Origin of the sequence: Streptomyces sp. S.PB5 (assembly GCF_030403745.1) — a bacterium.
Taxonomy (GTDB): Bacteria; Actinomycetota; Actinomycetes; order Streptomycetales; family Streptomycetaceae; genus Streptomyces.
The window spans coordinates 134,168-153,080 of record NZ_JAQMWP010000009.1; the positions used below are offsets into that span (position 1 = coordinate 134,168).

At 70.2% G+C, this 18,913-nt stretch carries 12 protein-coding genes; 4 read left to right on the forward strand and 8 right to left on the reverse strand.

Annotated elements, in window-relative coordinates; translation table 11 throughout:
* Positions 1–149 precede the first annotated feature (149 nt).
* Entirely contained in the window at positions 150–1,352 is a 1,203-nt protein-coding gene (locus PH203_RS24230; RefSeq protein WP_289922592.1) for a S8 family peptidase, read from the reverse strand.
* 385 nt (positions 1,353–1,737) lie between these two features.
* Here PH203_RS24230 and PH203_RS24235 point away from each other — a divergent pair, with 385 nt between their 5' ends.
* Together PH203_RS24235 and PH203_RS24240 are read left to right on the forward strand one after the other, a co-directional pair.
* Entirely contained in the window at positions 1,738–4,356 is a 2,619-nt protein-coding gene (locus tag PH203_RS24235; protein WP_289922593.1) for a glycosyltransferase family 1 protein, read from the forward strand.
* A gap of 236 nt (positions 4,357–4,592) precedes the next feature.
* Positions 4,593–4,895 (forward strand): hypothetical protein, encoded by a 303-nt coding sequence (locus tag PH203_RS24240; protein ID WP_289922594.1) that lies wholly within the window; start codon positions 4,593–4,595, stop codon positions 4,893–4,895.
* Positions 4,896–4,956: 61 nt separating this feature from the next.
* Here the strand turns inward: PH203_RS24240 and PH203_RS24245 are convergent, their stop codons facing one another.
* The 7 genes from PH203_RS24245 to PH203_RS24275 form a co-directional block, all read right to left on the reverse strand.
* A complete protein-coding gene (locus PH203_RS24245) occupies positions 4,957–5,496 on the reverse strand; it encodes a DUF1990 domain-containing protein (protein ID WP_289922595.1) in 540 nt (179 codons plus the stop codon).
* A gap of 93 nt (positions 5,497–5,589) precedes the next feature.
* Positions 5,590–7,266, reverse strand: a complete 1,677-nt coding sequence (locus PH203_RS24250) for a M4 family metallopeptidase (RefSeq protein WP_289922596.1) — start codon at positions 7,264–7,266, stop codon at positions 5,590–5,592.
* Between the two features lie 247 nt (positions 7,267–7,513).
* Complete coding sequence (locus tag PH203_RS24255) at positions 7,514–9,562, reverse strand: M4 family metallopeptidase (protein WP_289922597.1); 2,049 nt, start codon at positions 9,560–9,562, stop codon at positions 7,514–7,516.
* A 294-nt stretch (positions 9,563–9,856) separates the two neighbouring features.
* Positions 9,857–11,611, reverse strand: a complete 1,755-nt coding sequence (locus PH203_RS24260) for an ABC transporter ATP-binding protein (RefSeq protein WP_289922598.1) — start codon at positions 11,609–11,611, stop codon at positions 9,857–9,859.
* Positions 11,608–13,341, reverse strand: coding sequence for an ABC transporter ATP-binding protein (locus PH203_RS24265; RefSeq protein ID WP_289922599.1), 1,734 nt, complete (start codon positions 13,339–13,341; stop codon positions 11,608–11,610). The genes PH203_RS24260 and PH203_RS24265 overlap by 4 nt, the downstream gene beginning before the upstream one ends.
* 19 nt (positions 13,342–13,360) lie before the next feature.
* Entirely contained in the window at positions 13,361–15,223 is a 1,863-nt protein-coding gene (locus tag PH203_RS24270; protein WP_289922600.1) for an ABC transporter ATP-binding protein, read from the reverse strand.
* Positions 15,220–16,989 carry an ABC transporter ATP-binding protein gene (locus PH203_RS24275; protein WP_289922601.1) on the reverse strand — a complete coding sequence of 590 codons (1,770 nt, stop codon included), beginning with the start codon at positions 16,987–16,989 and terminating at the stop codon, positions 15,220–15,222. The genes PH203_RS24270 and PH203_RS24275 overlap by 4 nt, the downstream gene beginning before the upstream one ends.
* A 228-nt stretch (positions 16,990–17,217) precedes the next feature.
* Between PH203_RS24275 and PH203_RS24280 the strand changes: the two genes are divergently transcribed.
* Positions 17,218–18,165, forward strand: a complete 948-nt coding sequence (locus PH203_RS24280; protein ID WP_289922602.1) for an ABC transporter ATP-binding protein — start codon at positions 17,218–17,220, stop codon at positions 18,163–18,165.
* Complete coding sequence (locus PH203_RS24285; RefSeq protein ID WP_289922603.1) at positions 18,162–18,896, forward strand: ABC transporter permease; 735 nt, start codon at positions 18,162–18,164, stop codon at positions 18,894–18,896. Before PH203_RS24280 ends, PH203_RS24285 begins: the two co-directional genes overlap by 4 nt.
* Positions 18,897–18,913: the final 17 nt, after the last annotated feature.

Consider the following 18,913-nt stretch of genomic DNA (forward strand, 5'->3'; position numbering starts at 1 on the left):
TCCCGTGATCTGGCCGGGGGTCGTACCGGAGGAGCCTTCCCACCCTATTCGGGTGGGCAATCCGGCACTTTGTTAACTACTCACGCGTATGTCTACACACAAGACCGGCCCCGTTCGTGATGAAGGGGGCCGGTACCTGTGAACTGCCCTTACGAGGGCGGGACCTGCAGAAGTTTGTTCGGCGAGGCGAGGCCGCGGCCCGAGATTTTGCCGGATGCGGAAAGTGCGACCAGTGCCTTGGAGACCTGCGCGGGTGTGGACTTGCGGTGGTCGGCCAGATAGAGCGCGGCCGTCCCCGCCGCGTGCGGCGACGCCATCGACGTACCCGAGTAGGTCGCCTTGGCGCTGTCTCCCTTGTTGGACGCCGAGGTGATGGCGACGCCGGGGGCGAACAGGTCCAGGGCCGCGCCGTAGTTGGAGAAGTCGGCGCGCGCGTCCTTCTTGTCGGCCGCGCCGACGGTGATCGCCTGCTTGACGCCGGCGGGCGAGTAGAGGGACGCCGGCAGTCCGTCGTTGCCCGCCGCGACCGTGTACGTGACCCCCGACTTGATCGAGTTCCGTACGGCGGCGTCGAGCTGGGCGTTGCGGTAGCCGCCGAGGCTCACATTGGCGACCGCCGGCTTCTCGGCGTGCTTGGTGACCCAGTCGATACCCGCGATGACCTGGGCCGTCGTACCCGAGCCGGAGTTGTCGAGGACGCGTACGGCGACGAGCTCGGCCTTCTTGGCGACGCCGTACCTGGCGCCCGCGACGGTGCCGGCGACATGGGTGCCGTGGCCGTTGCCGTCGGCGGCGAACCGGTCGTTGCCGACGAAGTCCCAGCCGTAGCTCGCGCGCCCGCCGAAGTCCTTGTGCGAGATGCGGATACCGGTGTCGATGACATAGACCGTCACCCCGGCGCCCGCGGAATCGGGCCAGGTGTAGCTCTTGTCCAGCGGCAGGTTCTGCTGGTCGATCCGGTCGAGCCCCCAGGACGGCGGGTTCTGCTGGGTGTGCTCCAGCGTCACCCGGGTGTCCTGGACGACCGACGCCACACGGGAGTCGGCGGCGAGCAGCTTGGCCTGTCTCTCATCGGCCTTGATCGCATAGCCGTTGAGGACCGTGCTGTAGGTGTGGCTGATTTTCGCCCCGTACCTGTCGGCGAGGCTCTTCCCCGCCGTCGACGGGGCCTTCGTTCCGCCCTTGAGCGTCACCAGGTAACTTCCGCTGACGGCGCCGGGTTCATCGGCGCCGAGTATCCGCCCCTCCGGTACGGCGTGCGCGGGCAGGGTGATGGCCGAAAGCGCGGCGGCACAGGTCACCGCGGTCAAGCCCCCCGCCCAGCGCAGACGCCGGGTTCGCGTCCGTGCCATGGTGTGAGTTCCCCTCCTCAACTGGGCGTACGGCGGTCCTGGTTTGCCGGGAGTCGACCGGCGTGACCGGTACGCCACTTTGCAGCCTCTCGTGGGCTGTGAAGCCACCACAAGGACGCCTACGGGGCGGAATCGGCCATATCGGCCATGGGGTGCGCGTGAAGGGTGCGGCAGGGTTGCGGTGATTTCCGGACTTCTGCGTGGACAGGCGCTTGTGCGGACGCGTGTGCTGACGTGTGCGCTTTCGCGTGTGCGGATGTGTGTGCGGATGTGTGTTCTGACGCGCCGTGGTTCCGGAGCCGTCTCACCGATACCGTCGATGTCGACGACGGGACGCACAACGCGGTGCGTCCGCTTCCGCACGCCTGACGAGGTGGCAGTGCCCATGAAGGCTATCCGTCGCTTCACCGTCCGCCCCGTACTCCCCGAGCCGCTCCGCCCCCTGAGCGACCTGGCGCGCAACCTGCGCTGGTCCTGGCATGCGGAGACCCGCGACCTCTTCCAGTCCGTCGACCCGGAGTGCTGGACCGCTTCGGGCTGTGATCCCGTACGCCTCCTGGGCGACGTGCCGCCCCGGCGCCTTGCGGAGCTGGCGGAGGACCGCCGCTTCCTGCGCCGCCTGACGGCCGTGGCCGACGATTTGCAGGACTACGTCTCCGGCGACCGCTGGTACCAGACACAGACGGGCGAACTCCCGGCGGCCGTGGCCTACTTCTCGCCGGAGTTCGGCATCACGGCGGCCCTCCCGCAGTACTCCGGCGGTTTGGGAATCCTGGCCGGCGACCATCTGAAGGCGGCCAGTGACCTGGGCGTTCCGCTGATAGGCGTGGGTCTGCTCTACCGCCACGGCTACTTCCGCCAGTCGCTGTCCCGGGACGGCTGGCAGCAGGAGCACTATCCGGTCCTCGACCCCAACGAGCTGCCGGTGGCCCTGCTGAGGGAGCCGGACGGCACGCCGACACAGGTGTCGTTGGCCCTGCCCGGCGGCAAGCAGCTGCATGCGCGGATCTGGCTGGCCCAGGTGGGCCGGGTACCGCTGTTGATGCTCGACTCGGACGTCGAGGAGAACGACCTCGGCGAGCGGGGAGTGACCGACCGGCTGTACGGCGGTGGCAGTGAGCACCGGCTGCTGCAGGAGATGCTGCTGGGGATAGGCGGGGTGCGGGCGGTACGGACGTACTGCCGACTGACGGGACATGCCGCGCCCGAGGTCTTCCACACGAACGAGGGGCATGCGGGGTTCCTCGGCCTGGAGCGGATCGCCGAACTCTGCGATCAGGGGCTCGACTTCGACGCGGGGCTGGAGGCGGTGCGGGCGGGGACGGTCTTCACGACCCACACGCCCGTCCCCGCCGGCATCGACCGGTTCGACCGTGAGTTGGTGGCCCGACACTTCGGCGCGGACGCGGAGTTGCCGCGTATCGACGTCGAGCGGATTCTGCAGCTGGGGATGGAGACGTACCCGGGTGGCGAGCCGAATCTGTTCAACATGGCGGTGATGGGGCTGAGGTTGGGGCAGCGGGCGAACGGTGTCTCGCTGTTGCACGGGCATGTGAGCCGGGAGATGTTCTCGGGTTTGTGGCCGGGATTCGACCCCGACGAGGTGCCGATCACGTCCGTGACGAACGGGGTGCATGCCCCGACGTGGGTGGCGCCGGAGGTCTTCCGGCTCGGGGCCCGGCAGATCGGCGCCCAGCGGACCGAGGACGCGCTGACGGTGGGCGGTTCGGATCGTTGGGACGCGGTGGCGGAGATCCCGGATCAGGACATCTGGGAACTGCGGCGGGTGCTGCGCGAGCAGCTGGTGACGGAGGTGCGGGAGCGGCTGCGGGTGTCGTGGCGCCAACGGGGTGCGGGTACGGCCGAGTTGGGGTGGATCGACGGGGTGCTTGACCCGGACGTCCTGACGATCGGATTCGCGCGCCGGGTCCCGTCGTACAAGCGGCTGACGCTGATGCTGCGCGACCGGGACCGGTTGATGGACCTGCTGCTGCACCCTGAGCGGCCCATCCAGATCGTGGTCGCGGGGAAGGCGCATCCGGCGGACGACGGCGGAAAGCGGCTTGTGCAGGAGCTGGTGCGGTTCTCGGACGACCCGAGGGTGCGGCATCGGATCGTGTTCCTGCCGGACTACGGCATGGCGATGGCGCAGAAGCTGTATCCCGGGTGCGACATCTGGCTGAACAACCCGCTGCGGCCGCTGGAGGCGTGCGGGACGAGCGGGATGAAGGCGGCACTGAACGGCTGCCTCAACCTGTCGGTCCTGGACGGTTGGTGGGACGAGTGGTTCCAGCCGGACTTCGGGTGGGCGATCCCGACGGCGGACGGTACGGGGACGGATCCTGACCACCGGGATGATGTGGAGGCGGCGGCGCTGTACGACCTGCTGGAGCAGCGGGTGACGCCCCGGTTCTATGAGCGGGGGCAGGGTGGGCTGCCGGATCGGTGGATCGAGATGGTCCGCCAGACGTTGACCTTGCTGGGGCCGAAGGTGCTGGCCGGGCGGATGGTCCGGGACTACGTGGAGCGGCTGTACACCCCGGCCGCGCATGCCCACCGTGCGATGACTCCGGATCTGGCGCGGGAGCTGGCGGGGTGGAAGGCGCGTGTGCGGGGGTCTTGGTCGGCGGTGACTGTCGACCATGTGGAGACGTCGGTGGCTACGGCTACCGCGGAGCTGGGGTCGACGCTCGGGCTCCGGGTGCGGGTGGGGCTCGGTGGGCTGAATCCCGAGGATGTCGAGGTACAGGCCGTGTCGGGGCGGGTGGACGAGGAGGACCGGATCGCGGACGGTGCGACTGTGCCGCTGAAGCCTGTCGGGGGGCCGGATCCTGAGGGGCGGTGGGTGTACGAGGGGCCGCTTGCGCTGGATCGGACGGGGCCGTTCGGGTACACGGTGCGGATTCTGCCGTCGCATCGGCTTCTTGCGTCCGGGGCGGAGCTGGGGTTGGTGGCTGTGCCTTCGGAGGATGTGGTGGAGGGGGCGGGGGTGTTGATGCGGTGACCGTGGATCAGCCCCCTCCAGATAGCCGCTGGGGATGCCTCCGCGGATGACCTCGGACAGGACCTGGGGCGCCTTGCTCGTCACCTCTTGGATGTCCAGGGAGGAGAGGAACGAGGCGGCCCGGGGCACTTCGGCCACGGAGCGGTAGCCGCAGACCGTGCCGGTGCCGTCCTCGGGTAAGGGGCAAGGGACAGGTCCATTGATCGCCTCCGGTGGACCGGTGCGAAGATGCTTCCATGCCCGAGTACACGATCAGCACAGCCGACGGCGACGACTGGCCGGCCCTTGGTGTGAGCCTCGCCGCCGTGCTGCGGCCCAGGTCGTTCGAGTGCGAGGTCGTCGAGGACTCGGAGGTGCTCACGTTCCGCACCGGCGCTGCGACCGTCAGCGCGTCCTGGGAGCTGCTCGGTACGTGGTACGTCGATGTCGAGGATGTGCCGTCACTGGAGACGGCCGATCTCATCGTCGCCGAGATGGCACGGCAGCTCGCCGAGGCGACGGGGCGGCAAGCCGTGCAGCATCGGATCACTGATCACTGATCACTGACCGCTCCGAATCGGGCCGCTCCGACTGGGCGGCGCCCGGTTACGCCCTGGCGGACTACTCCTCCTCCGCCCCGCTCAACCTCCGCAACACCACCCCGCACCGCCGCGCATACGCATGCTGCAACCCCCGCGTAGCCACTCCGCCCGCCTTCGCGTACCACTTCGCGGCCCGGCTGAACGCGGACACCGTCAGCCACACCGTCCCGTCCCCGGTCCGGTCCACCACGAACGCCTCCTCCCCGCACTCGGGATGGCCGGAAAGCGTTCCGTACGCCCACCCGGCGCGCCGGGGCTCCTCCACGGTCCACACCACGCGGCACGGTGCCTTGATCACGCCGGCCAGGGTCACCGTGACGTCGACATCCGGTGCCGCGCGTTCCGCCGTCGCGTCGATGCCCACGCCCATCGCCCGGTGCATCTCCCAGGTGAGGACCGCTTCGGCGGCGCGGCGGAAGACGGACTCGCCCTCGCCGATGCGGGTGCGGACGTGGAGGGGGTGGAAGTCCGGTGGGCAGAAGCCCGGTTTGCGGGTGGCGCCTACGTCGGCGTATGTGAAGTCGTTCGACGGATCGATCGCGGGCTCTTTCGACGGCATGGGAAACAAGAGTAGGGCGGCACCCGGGAATGCCTTCGTCCCGGGTGCCGCCCCCTGCCAGCCCTCTGCCGGCCCTCTGCCAACCCCCTCGGGTTAGCTGACGTTCACGGCCGACCAGGCCGCCGCGACCGTCGAGTACTCCGTGCTGCCGGAGCCGTACAGGGCCGCCGTCGCGCTCAGGGTCGCCGTGCGGGCGCCCGCGTACGTGGTCGTCGACGTCATGTACTCCGTCAGCGCCTTGTACCAGATCTGGACCGCCTTGACGCGGCCGATGCCGGTGATGGTGGAGCCGTTGGACGTCGGGGAGTTGTACGACACCCCGTTGATCGTCTTGCTGCCGCTGCCCTCGCTCAGCAGGAAGAAGAAGTGGTTCGCCGGGCCCGACGAGTAGTGCACGTCCAGGTTCTTCAGGTTCGACGACCAGTAGTTGGCCGACGAGCCGTCCTTGCTCGGCTGGTCCATGTAACGGAGCGGCGTGCCGTCCCCGTTGATGTCGATCTTCTCCCCGATCAAGTAGTCGCCGACGTCATTCGAGTTCGCCGCGTAGAACTCGACCGCCGTGCCGAAGATGTCGGAGGTGGCCTCGTTCAGGCCGCCCGACTCACCGCTGTAGTTGAGGCCCGCGGTGTTCGACGTGACGCCGTGGGTCATCTCGTGGCCGGCCACGTCGAGGGACGTCAGGGGCTTGGTGTTGCCCTCGCCGTCGCCGTACGACATGCAGAAGCAGGTGTCGGACCAGAACGCGTTGACGTACCCGTTGCCGTAGTGGACGCGGCTGTAGGCGGCGACGTTGTTGTTCTTGATGCCGAGGCGGCCGAAGGTGTTCTTGTAGAAGTCCCAGGTGGTCTGGGCACCGTAGGCGGCGTCGACGGCGGCGCTCTGGTCGCTGGAGGAGCTGGAGGCCGCGCCGGTGCCCCAGGTGTCGTCCGCGTCGGTGAAGAGCGTGCCGGCCGAGGAGCTGGTGCTGCGGGCCTTGTTGTACGTCTTGTGGCCGCCGCGCGAGGTGTCGTACAGCTGGTACGTCGAGCCGGAGAGGAACGTGCCGAGCGTCACCGTGCCGGAGTAGACGCTCTTGCCGGTGCCGGTCTCGATGCCCTGGTACTCGTAGAGCTTCTCGCCGGTGGCCGCGTCGGTGATGACGTGCAGTTCGTTGGGGGTGCCGTCCTCCTGGAGGCCGCCGACGACGGTCTCGTAGGCGAGGGTCGGCTTGGAGCCGTTGCCCGCCCAGATCACCTTGCGGGGAGCCTCGGAGGCCTCGGTCTTCTCCGAGCCGGCCGCCTTGGCGAGGGTCAGCGCCTGCTTCTCGGCCTTGGCCACAGCAAGCGTCGGCTTCAGCGAGGCGACCTTGATGGTCTGCTTCGTCGCCTTGGTGACGCCCTGCGTGGTGCCCGACTTCGACTCGTGGACGACGAGGTCGCCGCCGAGGACCGGCAGGCCCGCGTAGGTGCGCTCGTAGCGGGTGTGCACGGTGCCGTCGGCGTCCTTGATGACGTCGCGGACGACCAGCTTCTCCTTGGCGCCGAGGCCTATCTCCTGGGCGGTGTCGCTCGCGGCGCTCTGCTGCTGCTTGATCAGCGCGGCACGCGCGGCCGGCGCGAGCGTGGTGGGGGCGGCCAGGGGCTTGGCGCCGGTGCTGGTGCCGGCGCTGTCCGCCGGGGTCTGGGCTGCGGCGCTGCCGGTGGTCAGACCGGTGGTCAGCAGGGCTCCGGCCGCGACAGCGGTGGCGATGGCCAGAGTGGTGCGCTTGTGACGCGCGTAGAGGGGGGTCACACAAGCTCCTTATGTGGGGAAGGTGAGAAGTTGTGCGGCGGGTGAGGGAAGAGTGACACCGAGGGCGCGTACATGTCAGGACCCCCAAGTGATGTTGGCCGAAAGGCGACTGTCCGGTAAACGTTTCGGGCGTGTGAACTCGCGTGACCGCACACCGCATGAGGGCGCCGCCCCGGGGAGTCGAACCACCGGGGCGGCGCCCTGTCGATCAGTCGCTCAGCCGTTCAGCCGTTCAGCACCTTCCGGGCTACGGGAAGGTGAGCGACCAGCTGTTGATGTAGCCGGTGTCCACGGCCGCGTTGTCCTGGACCCTCAACTGCCAGGTCCCGTTCGCGACTTCGGAGGACGCGTTCACCGTGTAGGTGGTGTTGAGGTTGTCCGTGCTGCCGCCGGTGCCGTACGCCTTCAGCGTGTACGCCGTGCCGTCGGGCGCGACCAACTGCACCTGGAGGTCACCGATGTAGGTGTGCACGATGTCGACCGCCACCGCGAGGTTCGACGGCGCGTTGCCCGTCCGGCCGGAGACCGTGATCGACGACGTCACCGCGGCGCCGTTGTCCGGAATCGACACGTCGGTGCCGCTCTCGAAGGTGGTGCCGCCACCGCCGCCGCCACCGGGACGCGAACCGACCGCCACACCGGCCCAGGCGTTGGCGACCGCCGTGTACTCGGCGCTCGTCGTGCCGTACAGCTCACCGGCCGCCGCGAGGGTGCCGGTACGGGCGCCCGCGTAGTTGGTGGTGGAGGTGAACTTGGTGGTCAGCGCGCGGAACCAGATCTTCTCCGCCTTGTCGCGGCCGATACCGGTGACCGGAAGCCCGTCCGCGGTGGGCGAGTTGTAGCTGACGCCGTTGATGGTCTTGGCGCCGCTGCCCTCGCTCAGGAGGTAGAAGAAGTGGTTCGCCGGACCGGACGAGTAGTGCACGTCGGCGTTGCCGATGCTGGACGTCCAGTTGTTGTACGACGAGCCGTCCTTGCTCGGCTGGTCCATGTAACGCAGCGGCGTGCCGTCGCCGTTGATGTTGATCTCCTCGCCGATGAGGTAGTCACCGACGTCGTTGGAGTTGTTGGCGTAGAACTCGACGGTCGTGCCGAAGATGTCGGACGTCGCCTCGTTCAGGCCGCCGGACTCACCGCTGTAGTTGAGCCCGGCCGTGTTCGAGGTGAGCCCGTGGGTCATCTCGTGCGCGGCCACGTCGATCGACGTCAGCGGGTTGGCGTTGCCCGAGCCGTCGCCGTACGTCATGCAGAAGCAGCTGTCGGACCAGAACGCGTTGACGTAGTTGTTGCCGTAGTGGACCCGGGAGTACGCCCCGACGCCGTCACCGCGGATACCGCTGCGCCCGTGCACGTTCTTGTAGTAGTCCCACGTCAGCGCGGCACCGTAGTGCGCGTCCGCCGCGGCCGACTCCAGGTTCGAGGCGGTGCCGTTGCCCCAGACGTCGTCCGAGCCGGAGAAGAGCGTGCCGGTGCCGGAGGTGCCGCGGTTGAGGTTGTACGTCTTGTGGTTGCCGCGCGCGCCGTCGGTGAGGTTGTACGTCGAACCCGACTGCGTGGTCGTGAGGTTGACCGTGCCCGAGTACACCGTGTTGCCGGTGCCGGTCTCGATGGCCTCCCACTCGTACAGCTTCTCGCCGGTCGCCGCGTCGGTGACGACGTGCAGCTCCTGCGGGGTGCCGTCGTGCTGGAATCCGCCCACGACCGTCTCGTACGCCAGTGTCGGCTTGCCGTCGGCCGCCCAGATCACCTTGCGCGGGGCGCGGTTGACCTCGGGGCTCTTGGCGTCCTCGGCCTTGGCCGCCTTGAGGGCCTGGGTCCTGGCCTTGGCGGTGGAGACGGCGGCCGTGGTGGTGGCCGGCTTGATGGCGGCGCGGGTCGCCTTGACGACGGCCGCGGTCGCGTCGGCCTTCGTGGACTCGACGACCAGGTCGCCGCCGAGGACGGGCAGACCGTCGTAGGTGCGCTCGTAGCGGGTGTGGATCGTTCCGTCGCCGTCCTTGAGGACGTCACGGACGACCAGCTTCTCCTTGGCGCCCAGGCCGAGTTCCCTGGCCGTGTCCGCCTTGCCTGCGTTCGCCGTGCGTATCAGTTCGGCGCGCTGGGCGGGGCTCAGCTTGACCGACTCCGCGCCCGGAAGGACCTTGCCCGCAGCCGACGGTGCCTTCTCCGGTGCTGCGGTGGCGGCGCCCGTCTGGACGGCCGCGGCGATCAGGGCGGAAACACCGATGAGAGCGACAGCGGCCGCCTTGCGGTGGGGGGTGTGGGAGGTGCGTCTGTGGGAGGAACTCTCTCTCAACACTGACTCCTGCGTCTGCGGGCCGCGGATCGCGCGGCCGGGGGAGACCGGGCGGCTGGTGGGCCGGCCGGGCAGAACGGGCATTGCGCGTGCGGAAGTCCGGCCGCGGCACAGCTGTGTGCTGGTGCTGTGGGGTTGCTGTGTCGTGGCCGTGGGAAGAGTGGCAGGAGTTTGCGGTTTCTGTCAGGGGCGCGTCAGGAAGTTGGCCGGAAATCGTTCGTTGCCCGGATGGTCATGTTCGGTATGCGGGCAATTTGCCTGATCGTCAAGAACACCGGGCCCGTGCCCCGAGGCTCAGGACGGCCGGTCCCCGTGCCACGAGTGCCACAGCGCCGCGTACGCCCCGCCCGCCGCCACCAGCTCCTCGTGCGAGCCGAGTTCGGTGAGCAGTCCGTCCTCCATGACGGCCACCCGGTCGGCGTCGTGCGCGGTGTGCAGCCGGTGCGCGATCGCGATGACGGTACGGCCCTCCAGTACGGCGGCCAGGGCGCGCTCGGTGTGCCGGGCCGTGGTCGGATCGAGCAACGCCGTGGCCTCGTCCAGGATCAGCGTGTGCGGGTCCGCCAGCACGACCCGGGCGAGGGCGAGTTGCTGCGCCTGCGAACCGTCGGTGGCGTGACCGCCGTCCCCGAGCGCGGTGCTCAGCCCCTCGGGCAGCTCCCGTACCCAGGCGTCGGCGCCGACCGCCTCCAGCGCGGACCACAACTCCTCGTCCCCCGCCGAGGGTTCGGCGATCAGCAGGTTGTCCCGGACCGTGCCCAGGAACACATGGTGCTCCTGGGTGACCAGGACGACCTGGCGGCGCAGCTGCTCGGGGCCGAGGTCGACGACGGGCACCCCGCCGACGGTCACGGTCCCCTCGGTGGGCGCGTCGACGCCCGCGAGGAGACGGCTGAGCGTGGTCTTCCCGGCACCGGACGGACCCACGACCGCGAGCCGCTCCCCGGGCCGTACCGTCAGATCGACCCCGTGCAGCACCTCGCCGCCGCGGCCGTAGGAGTAGCGCACCCCGGTCACGTCGATGCGGTCCCCGGCCGGCCGGAGGGCCCTGGCCCCGGTGGCCCGCGGGGCGCGCGCCAGCCCCTCCACCCGGGCGAACGAGGCACTGGCGCTCTGCAGTTGCTCGACCCGGACCAGGATCTGGTCGAGCGGGTTGATCAGCTGGTTGTAGAGGAGCGTGGCCGCCACGACCGAGCCCAGGCTCATCGTCCCGTGCGTGTGCAGGAGTCCGCCGACGATCAGGATCCCGGCGATGGGGACGATGTACGACACCTCGACCGAGGGGAAGAAGACGCTGCGCAGATAGAGGGTGTGGAAGCGGGTGCGGCGGGCCGTCTCGATGGTGTCCCGGCCGGCCCGGACCCGCCGTTCCTCCAGCCGCAGCGCCTCGACCGTACGGGCGCCTGCCGCCGTCGCCGCGACGATCTCGGCGACGTCCGAGGTGGCCGCGCCCTCGGCGAGATAGCCGTCCCTCGCGCGGCGCAGATACCAGCGCAGGGCGAACCAGATCGGGGTGAGGCCGAGTACGCCCACGAGGCCCAGGACCGGGTCGATCAGGAAGATGGCGACCAGCGCGAACAGGGACCGTACGGTGTTGATGAACAGGTCGGGGCCCGCGTCGCGGAGTGTCTGGCCGACCGTGGCCACGTCGGCGGTGCCGCGGGCGGTGAGGTCGCCGGTACCCGCGCGTTCCACCACCGACGCGGGCAGGGCGAGGGTGCGGTCCACGAACTCCTCGCGGACCCGGGCGAGGGTGCGTTCGCCGAAGCGGTGGCCCACATAGCGGGCCCAGCGGGCGAGGAGGAGTTCGGCGAGGGAGCAGAGCAGCAGGGCGAGGGCCAGCCGGTCCACCACGCCCACTCCGCCGCCGGCGCGCACCTCGTCGATGATCTTTCCGAGCAGCCAGGGACCGCCGAGACCCGCGACCGCGGCCAGGGAGTTGAGGGCGAGGGCGGTGGTGAACGCCCGGGCGTCCGCTCGGGTCAGACGGAGGGACGCCTTGCGGACGTCCGCGGGTTCGGCGACGGGCAGGTGTCCGGACGTCGTCACCGTACGGCCTCCTCGGAGTCGGTGTCCCTCGCGACGAGTTCTCGGTAGCCGGGGGTGGTGTCGAGAAGCTCCTGGTGGGTTCCGGTGGCGGCGACCTTTCCGTCGACCAGGTAGACGACGGTGTCCGTCCGGTCCAGGACGAGGGGGGAGGTGGTGGTGACGACGGTGGTACGGCCGCTGCGGGCGGTGCGGAGCCGGTCGGCGACGCGGGCCTCCGTGTGGGCGTCCAGGGCGGAGGTGGGTTCCACGGCGAGGAGGATCTCGGGGTTGGCGGCGAGGGCTCTTGCCAGGCGGATGCGTTGGCGCTGGCCGCCGGAGAGGTTGCGGGCCTGGGCGTCGATGGGGGAGTCCAGGCCGCCCGGGAGGGCCTGGACTATGTCGTCCGCGACGGCTGCGTGGAGGGCTTGGGTGAGGTGCGCGTCCTGGGGTGCCACGGAAGGTCGTACAGCGTGTGCGGGTGGTTCGATGACATTGCGCAACGTGTCTGCGAAGAGGTCTGCCTCGTGGTCCGCCACCAGAATGCGGGCGCGGATCTCCTTCAACGGGATCTCGTCCAGCGGGACTTCGCCCCATGTCGTTCTTGACGGGGTGTATCTGCCGAGGCGGTCGATCACTGTCGCCGTCTCCGCCGGATGCGCGCCGGCCAGTGCAGTCAGGCGGCCCGGTCGTATCCTCACGCCCGACTCGGGGTCGTGGAGTACCGACGGTTCGGCGGGAGCGGGTCTCGTGCCCTTGTCCTCCATCGGCTCCAGGTGCAGGAGGCGTACGACCCTGCGCGCGGCCACGACCCCACGGCTCAGCATGTAACCGCACTCGACCCAGAAGGCCACCGGGCCGATCAGGACCGCCACATAGCCGTAGACCGAGACCAACTCACCGATGGTGATGTGCCCTTGGGCGGCCAGCCGCGCCGCCAGCCAGGTCACCACCGCTAGGAACAGGGTGGGCAGGCCCACGCCGAGGGCCTGGACCCAGCTGGTGACCGCGCCCACGCGGTAGCCCTGGGCGCGCAGGTGCTGGGAGTCGCGCCGGAAGGCGTCCGCCACCAGGTTCTTGCCGCCCAGGCCGTTGAGGACGCGGAGGCCGCCCGCGAGGTCGGCGATCCGGGCGGTGAGGACGCCCTGGCGTTCGCGGTACTCGGTCTCGGTGCCCTGGAGGCGGGTGAGGAGCGGGCCGACGAGGACGACGATGGCCGGGATGCCCAGCAGGACCACCGCCGCGATCAGCGGGGAGACCGACACCAGCAGGCCGGCGATCACCAGATAGGCGATGACGGCTCCGAAGCCCGGGCCGACCACGGTCAGCGCCTGCGCGATGGTCTGGACGTCGCCCACGCCGATCGTGACGACCTCACCGGTCCCCGCCCGGCGCGACAGCGCGGAGCCGAGCCGGACCGCGTGGCCCACGACCACCTTCACCGTGCGGAAGTTGGCGTCCATCCGCACCCGGGTCATCGTGCGGTGCCGCATGATGCTCAGCCACGCGTTGAACGAACCCACCGCGAAGAGGACGGCGGACCAGCCCACGAGCGCGCCCATGCGGCCCGGCTCCAGGCCCTCGTCGATCGCCTTCGCCATCAGGTACGGCGTCGCGGCCAGCAGCACCATCCAGACACTGGCGATCAGCGAGCCGAGGGCGCACCGGCCCGGCTGGCGGCGCACCAGCCACCACAGGTACCACCAGCCGCCGCGGATGTCGGGCGTGCCGGGATCCTCGTACGCGTCGATCACCTGTCGTTCCCCCGATTCCTTACGCCAGACTGTCCCGCCAGGCCCGGTGAAGTTCCGCGAACCTGCCCGTTCCCGCGATGAGTTCGGCGGGCGTGCCGTCCTCGACGATCCGGCCGTGCTCCATCACCAGCACCCGGTCCGCGATCTCGACCGTGGAGAGGCGATGGGCGATCACCACCGCCGTACGGCCGTGCAGGACCGTCGACATCGCGCGCTGCACGGCCCGTTCACCCGGGATGTCAAGCGAGCTGGTCGCCTCGTCGAGGATGAGCACCGCCGGGTCGGCGAGCAACGCCCGCGCAAAGGCGACCAGTTGGCGCTGGCCGGCCGAGATACGGCCACCCCGCTTGCGTACGTCCGTGTCGTAGCCGTCCGGCAGGGCGGTGATGAACTCGTGGGCGCCGATCGCCTTCGCGGCGCGCTCGATCTCCTCGCGGGTGGCGTCGGGCCGGCCGATGGCGATGTTGTCGGCGACCGTGCCGGAGAAGAGGAAGGCCTCCTGGGTCACCATGACGACCCCGCGGCGCAGCTCGGGCACGGTCAGGTCGCGCAGGTCGACCCCGTCGAGGAGGACACGGCCCTCGGAGGGGTCGTAGAAGCGGGCGAGGAGCTTGGCCAGCGTCGACTTGCCCGCGCCGGTCGAGCCGACGACCGCGACCGTCTGTCCGGCGGGGAGGGTGAGGTCGAAGCGCGGCAGGACCTCGCCGCCGGTGCGGTAGGCGAAGCGGACACCGTCGAAGACGACCTCGCGACCCGGGTGCTCCGACTCGAGAGGCGGCAGCTGCAGGGGCGTTGCGGGCTCGGGCACGGACGGTGTCTGCGCGAGCAGGCCCGCGATCTTCTCCAGGGAGGCCGCCGCCGACTGGTACGAGTTGAGGAACATCCCGAGCCGGTCGATCGGGTCGTACAGCCGCCGCAGATACAGCACCGCCGCGGCCAGCACACCGAGCTCCAGCGTGCCGCCCGCGACCCGGTGGGCACCCCACAGCACGATCAGCGCGACGGCGGTGTTGGCCACGAGACGGGAGCCGACGACATAGCGGGCCATCTCCAGCAGCGCGTCGCCGTTGGTGCGCTCGTGGCGCTTGTTGAGCACGGCGAAGTCGGCGTCGTTGGCCGACTCGCGCCGGAACGCCCGCACCGGGCGGATGCCGTTCATCGTCTCGACGAACTTCACGATGACGGCGGCGATGGCCGTGGACCGGCGGGTGTACACCTCTCCCGCGCGCCGCTGGTAGACCCGTACGAGGAGGTAGAGCGGCACGAAGGACGCCACCGCGACCGCGCCGAGGCCCAGGTCGAGCCAGAGCAGCATCGCCGAGATGTAGACGAAGGACAGGATGACCGTCACCAGCTCCTGCAGCCCCTCGCTGAGGAGTTCGCGCAGGGACTCGACGTCCGCGGTGGAACGGGAGATCAGCCGGCCCGATGTGTAGCGCTCGTGGAAGTCCACGCTGAGGGCCTGGGCGTGGCGGAAGATCCGGCCGCGCAGATCGAGCAGCACATCCTGGTTGACCCGGGCCGAGGCGAGGATGAAGGCGTACTGGAGGCCGCCCGCGGCCAGCGCGCACAGCAGATAGCCGACGGCCACGGCGATCAGCGGCCCGTGCCGGTCGTCCCGGAACGCCGGTACGGCACGGTCGATCGCGTACGCCACCAGCAGCGGGCCGGCCTGCACCGCCGCCTGCTGGAGCAGCAGAAGCAGCGCGGTGCCGATCGCCCGGCCCTTCATCGGCGCGAGCAGGGAGCGCAGGAGGCCGGCGGTCGCGCGCGGTGGCGTGGGCAGGGCGTCCCGGTCGAAGGGGTCACCCTTGCCGGAGCCCTTCCGGACGTCCGGTTCCTCGTCGGCGGTGGCGGGCGCGGCCTTCGTCGGCGCCGTCATCGGTCGTCCTCCGTTTCCCCGGCCCCTGCCATGAGATGGGCGTACTCGGCGTTCGTGCGCAGCAGTTCCTGATGGGTGCCGACGGCGGCGATACGGCCGCCGGACAGCAGGGCGACCCGGTCGGCGAGCAGCACGGTCGACGGGCGGTGCGCCACGATGAGGGCGGTGGTCTCGGCGAGCACGTCGCGCAGGGCGGCCTCGACCGCGGCCTCCGTGTGCACGTCGAGGGCGGACAGCGGATCGTCCAGCACCAGGAACCGGGGCCGCCCCACCACCGCCCGCGCGAGAGCGAGCCGCTGCCGCTGCCCACCGGAGAGACTGAGCCCCTGCTCCCCGACCTGGGTGGCGGTGCCCTGGGGCAGGGCGTGCACGAAGTCGGCCTGGGCCACGCCGAGGGCCCGGTCCAGATCTCCGCCCTCGTCGCCCATCAGCACGTTCTCACCGACGGTCGCCGAGAACAGCGTGGGCTCCTCGAAGGCGACGGCCACCTTGGAGCGCAGCTCCTCACGGGACATCGCGGTGATGTCCGCGCCGTCGAGGGTGATCCGCCCGTCCGTGATCTCGTGCAGCCGGGGGACCAGCGCGGTGAGCGTGGTCTTGCCGCTGCCGGTGGCACCGACGAGGGCCATGGACTCGCCGGGGCGGATGTGGAGGTCTATGCGCTCGAGGACGGGGACCGAGTCGAGGGGGGCATCGGGATACCGGAACACGACCCCGTCGAACCGCAGCCCGCTGTCCTCACCGGCGCCGTCGGCCACGTCGACCGTCGTGTCCTCCGGCACCTCGTCCATCACCTCGAAGTACCGCTGAGTCGCACTGGCCGCGTCCTGGCTGATCGCCAGCAGAAACCCGATCGAGTCGATGGGCCACCGCAGCGCCAGAGCCGTGGACAGGAACGCCACCAGCGTCCCCGCGGACAGGTCACCGTCGGCCACCTGCACACACCCCAGGACCAGCGCCGCCCCGATGGCGATCTCCGGCAGCGTCACGATGACACCCCAGATCGACGCCAGCAGCCGGGCCTTGCGCAGCTCCGTCCCGCGCAGCGTCCGCGACAGCTCCCGGAACGCCCGCGCCTGACTCCGGTGCCGCCCGAACCCCTTGATGATCCGGATCCCGAGCACGCTCTCCTCGACGACCGTGGTCAGATCCCCGACCTGGTCCTGAGCGAGCCGCGCCACATGGAAGTACCGCCGCTCGAAGAGCACACAGGTGACGATCACAGGGATGGCAGGCCCCAGGATCACCAGCCCCAGCGTCCAGTCCTGGAGCAGCATGATGATCACACCGACGAGGATCGTGACCCCGTTGACCAGCAGAAACGTCAACGGGAACGCGAGGAACATCCGCACCAGCATCAGGTCGGTCGTGCCCCGGGAGAGCAACTGCCCGGACGCCCACCGGTCATGGAAGGACACCGGCAGCCGCTGCAGATGCCGGTAGAGATCCGCCCGCATCTCCGCCTCGACATGCGAGAGCGGCCGAGCCACCAGCCACCGCCGCAACCCGAACAACACAGCTTCCGTCAGCCCGAGCAACAGCAGGAACAGCGCCCCGAGCCACACCCCCGCGGGGTCCTGACCGGCGATCGGCCCGTCCACCATCCACTTGAGGACGAGCGGGATCACCAGTCCCACACAGGACGCGACGATCGCCACGAACGCGGCGGTGAACAGCCGCGCCCGGACGGGCCGGACATACGGCCACAGCCGCAGCAGAGTACGGACGGCGGAACGATCCTTGGTGGTTGCACGTGTCGAGGACATCAGCAGCGAGCCTACGGACCGCCACTGACAACGCCCACCGAGTTTTGGCCGGACCTGGTTCGGCCGCTGGACCTACGACCTGCGCGTTCGACCCGCCGCACAGCAGCAACCGCACAGCAGCGGGTACCGGCCCGGCCCGGTCGTACTCCCGCATCAACCGATCGGCTGATGCCGCTTCGAGCGCGACGGCCGATGTGCGCGCACCCCGCCCACCGCGACGCTGAAGCCATGTCCGTCATCGAAGTCACCGCACTGCGCAAGTCCTACGGCGGCAGGCCCGCCGTGGACGGTGTCTCCTTCGCGGTCGAGGAAGGCGAGATCTTCGGCGTCCTCGGCCCGAACGGAGCCGGCAAGACCACCACCGTCGAGTGCGTCGAGGGCCTGCGCGTCCCCGACTCCGGCCGCGTCCGCGTCACCGGCCTCGACCCGGTCGCCGACCACGAGAAGGTCGCCCGCGTCCTCGGCGCCCAGCTCCAGGAGAGCGAGCTCCAGCCCAAGCTCACCGTCCGCGAGGCCCTGGAGCTGTACGCCGCCTTCTACGACAAGCCCGCCGACTGGCGCCCCCTCGCCGAGCGCCTCGGCCTCACCGGCAAGCTGACCACCCGGTTCGCGAAGCTCTCCGGCGGCCAGAAGCAGCGCCTGTTCATCGCGCTCGCGCTCATCGGCAACCCCAGGGTCGTCGTCCTGGACGAGCTGACCACCGGCCTCGACCCCCGCGCCCGTCGCGACACCTGGGAGCTCATCGAGGACGTCCGGGCGAACGGCGTCACCGTCCTTCTCGTCACCCACTTCATGGAGGAGGCCCAGCGCCTCTGCGACCGGATCGCGGTCATCGACAAGGGCCGGATCGCCGCCCTGGACACCCCGGCCGGTCTGATCCGCCGCTCGGCGGGCGCGACCGTCATCAGCTTCACGCCGTCCGCCCAGCTGGACGAGCGCGACCTGAACACCCTTCCCGCACTCGCCTCGATCGAGCACAAGGACGGCCGTATCACCCTGTCCGGCACCGACGAGACCGTCGACGCCGTCCTCACCCTCCTCGCCCGCACCCACGTCACCGCCCACCAACTCAGGGTCACCGACGCCACGTTGGACGACGCGTTCCTCGACCTCACCGAGACGAAGACCGAGACCGATACCGATACCGATACCGAGACCAAGGAGACCGCGGCATGAACACCGCCGTGCTGAAGACCGAGCTCCGCCTCCTGCGCCGCGAACCCGGCGCCCTGTTCTGGATGCTCGCCTTCCCGACCCTGCTGCTGGTGATCCTCGGCTCGATCCCGGGTTTCCGCGAACACGAGGAGAACCTCGGGGGCCTCAGGACCATCGACGTCTACGTCCCCGTGGCGGTGCTGCTCGGACTGATCGTGGGCGGCATCCAGGCCATGCCCCAGACTCTCACCGGCTACCGCGAACAGGGCATCCTGCGCCGCATGTCCGCCACCCCGGTCCGCCCCGCCGCACTGCTCTCCGCACAGCTGGTGGTCTACGCCGCAGCGGCCCTGGCATCGGCCCTGGCCGCCCTCCTCGTCGGCCGTCTCGTCTTCGCCGTACGACTGCCCGAGCAGCCCTTCGGATACGCCCTCGCCCTCGTCCTGGCCGGGCTCGCCGTCCTCGCGCTCGGCGCCGTGATCTGCGCGCTGTCCCGTACGACGAAGATCGCGGCGGCGATCGGGTCGGCGGTGTTCTTCCCGGCGATGTTCTGCACGGGCGTGTGGCTGCCGGTGCAGGCCATGCCGGACGTGCTGGCCGAGGTCGTCGGCTGGACCCCGTTCGGCGCGGCCGCCCAGGCCCTCGATCAGGCGGCGGCAGGCGACTGGCCGGGCCTGACCCACCTGGTCGTCCTGGTGGCCTGGACTCTGCTGCTCACCGCCGCCGCGTCGCGCTGGTTCCGGTGGGAGTAGGGGAGTCGCCGTGCAGA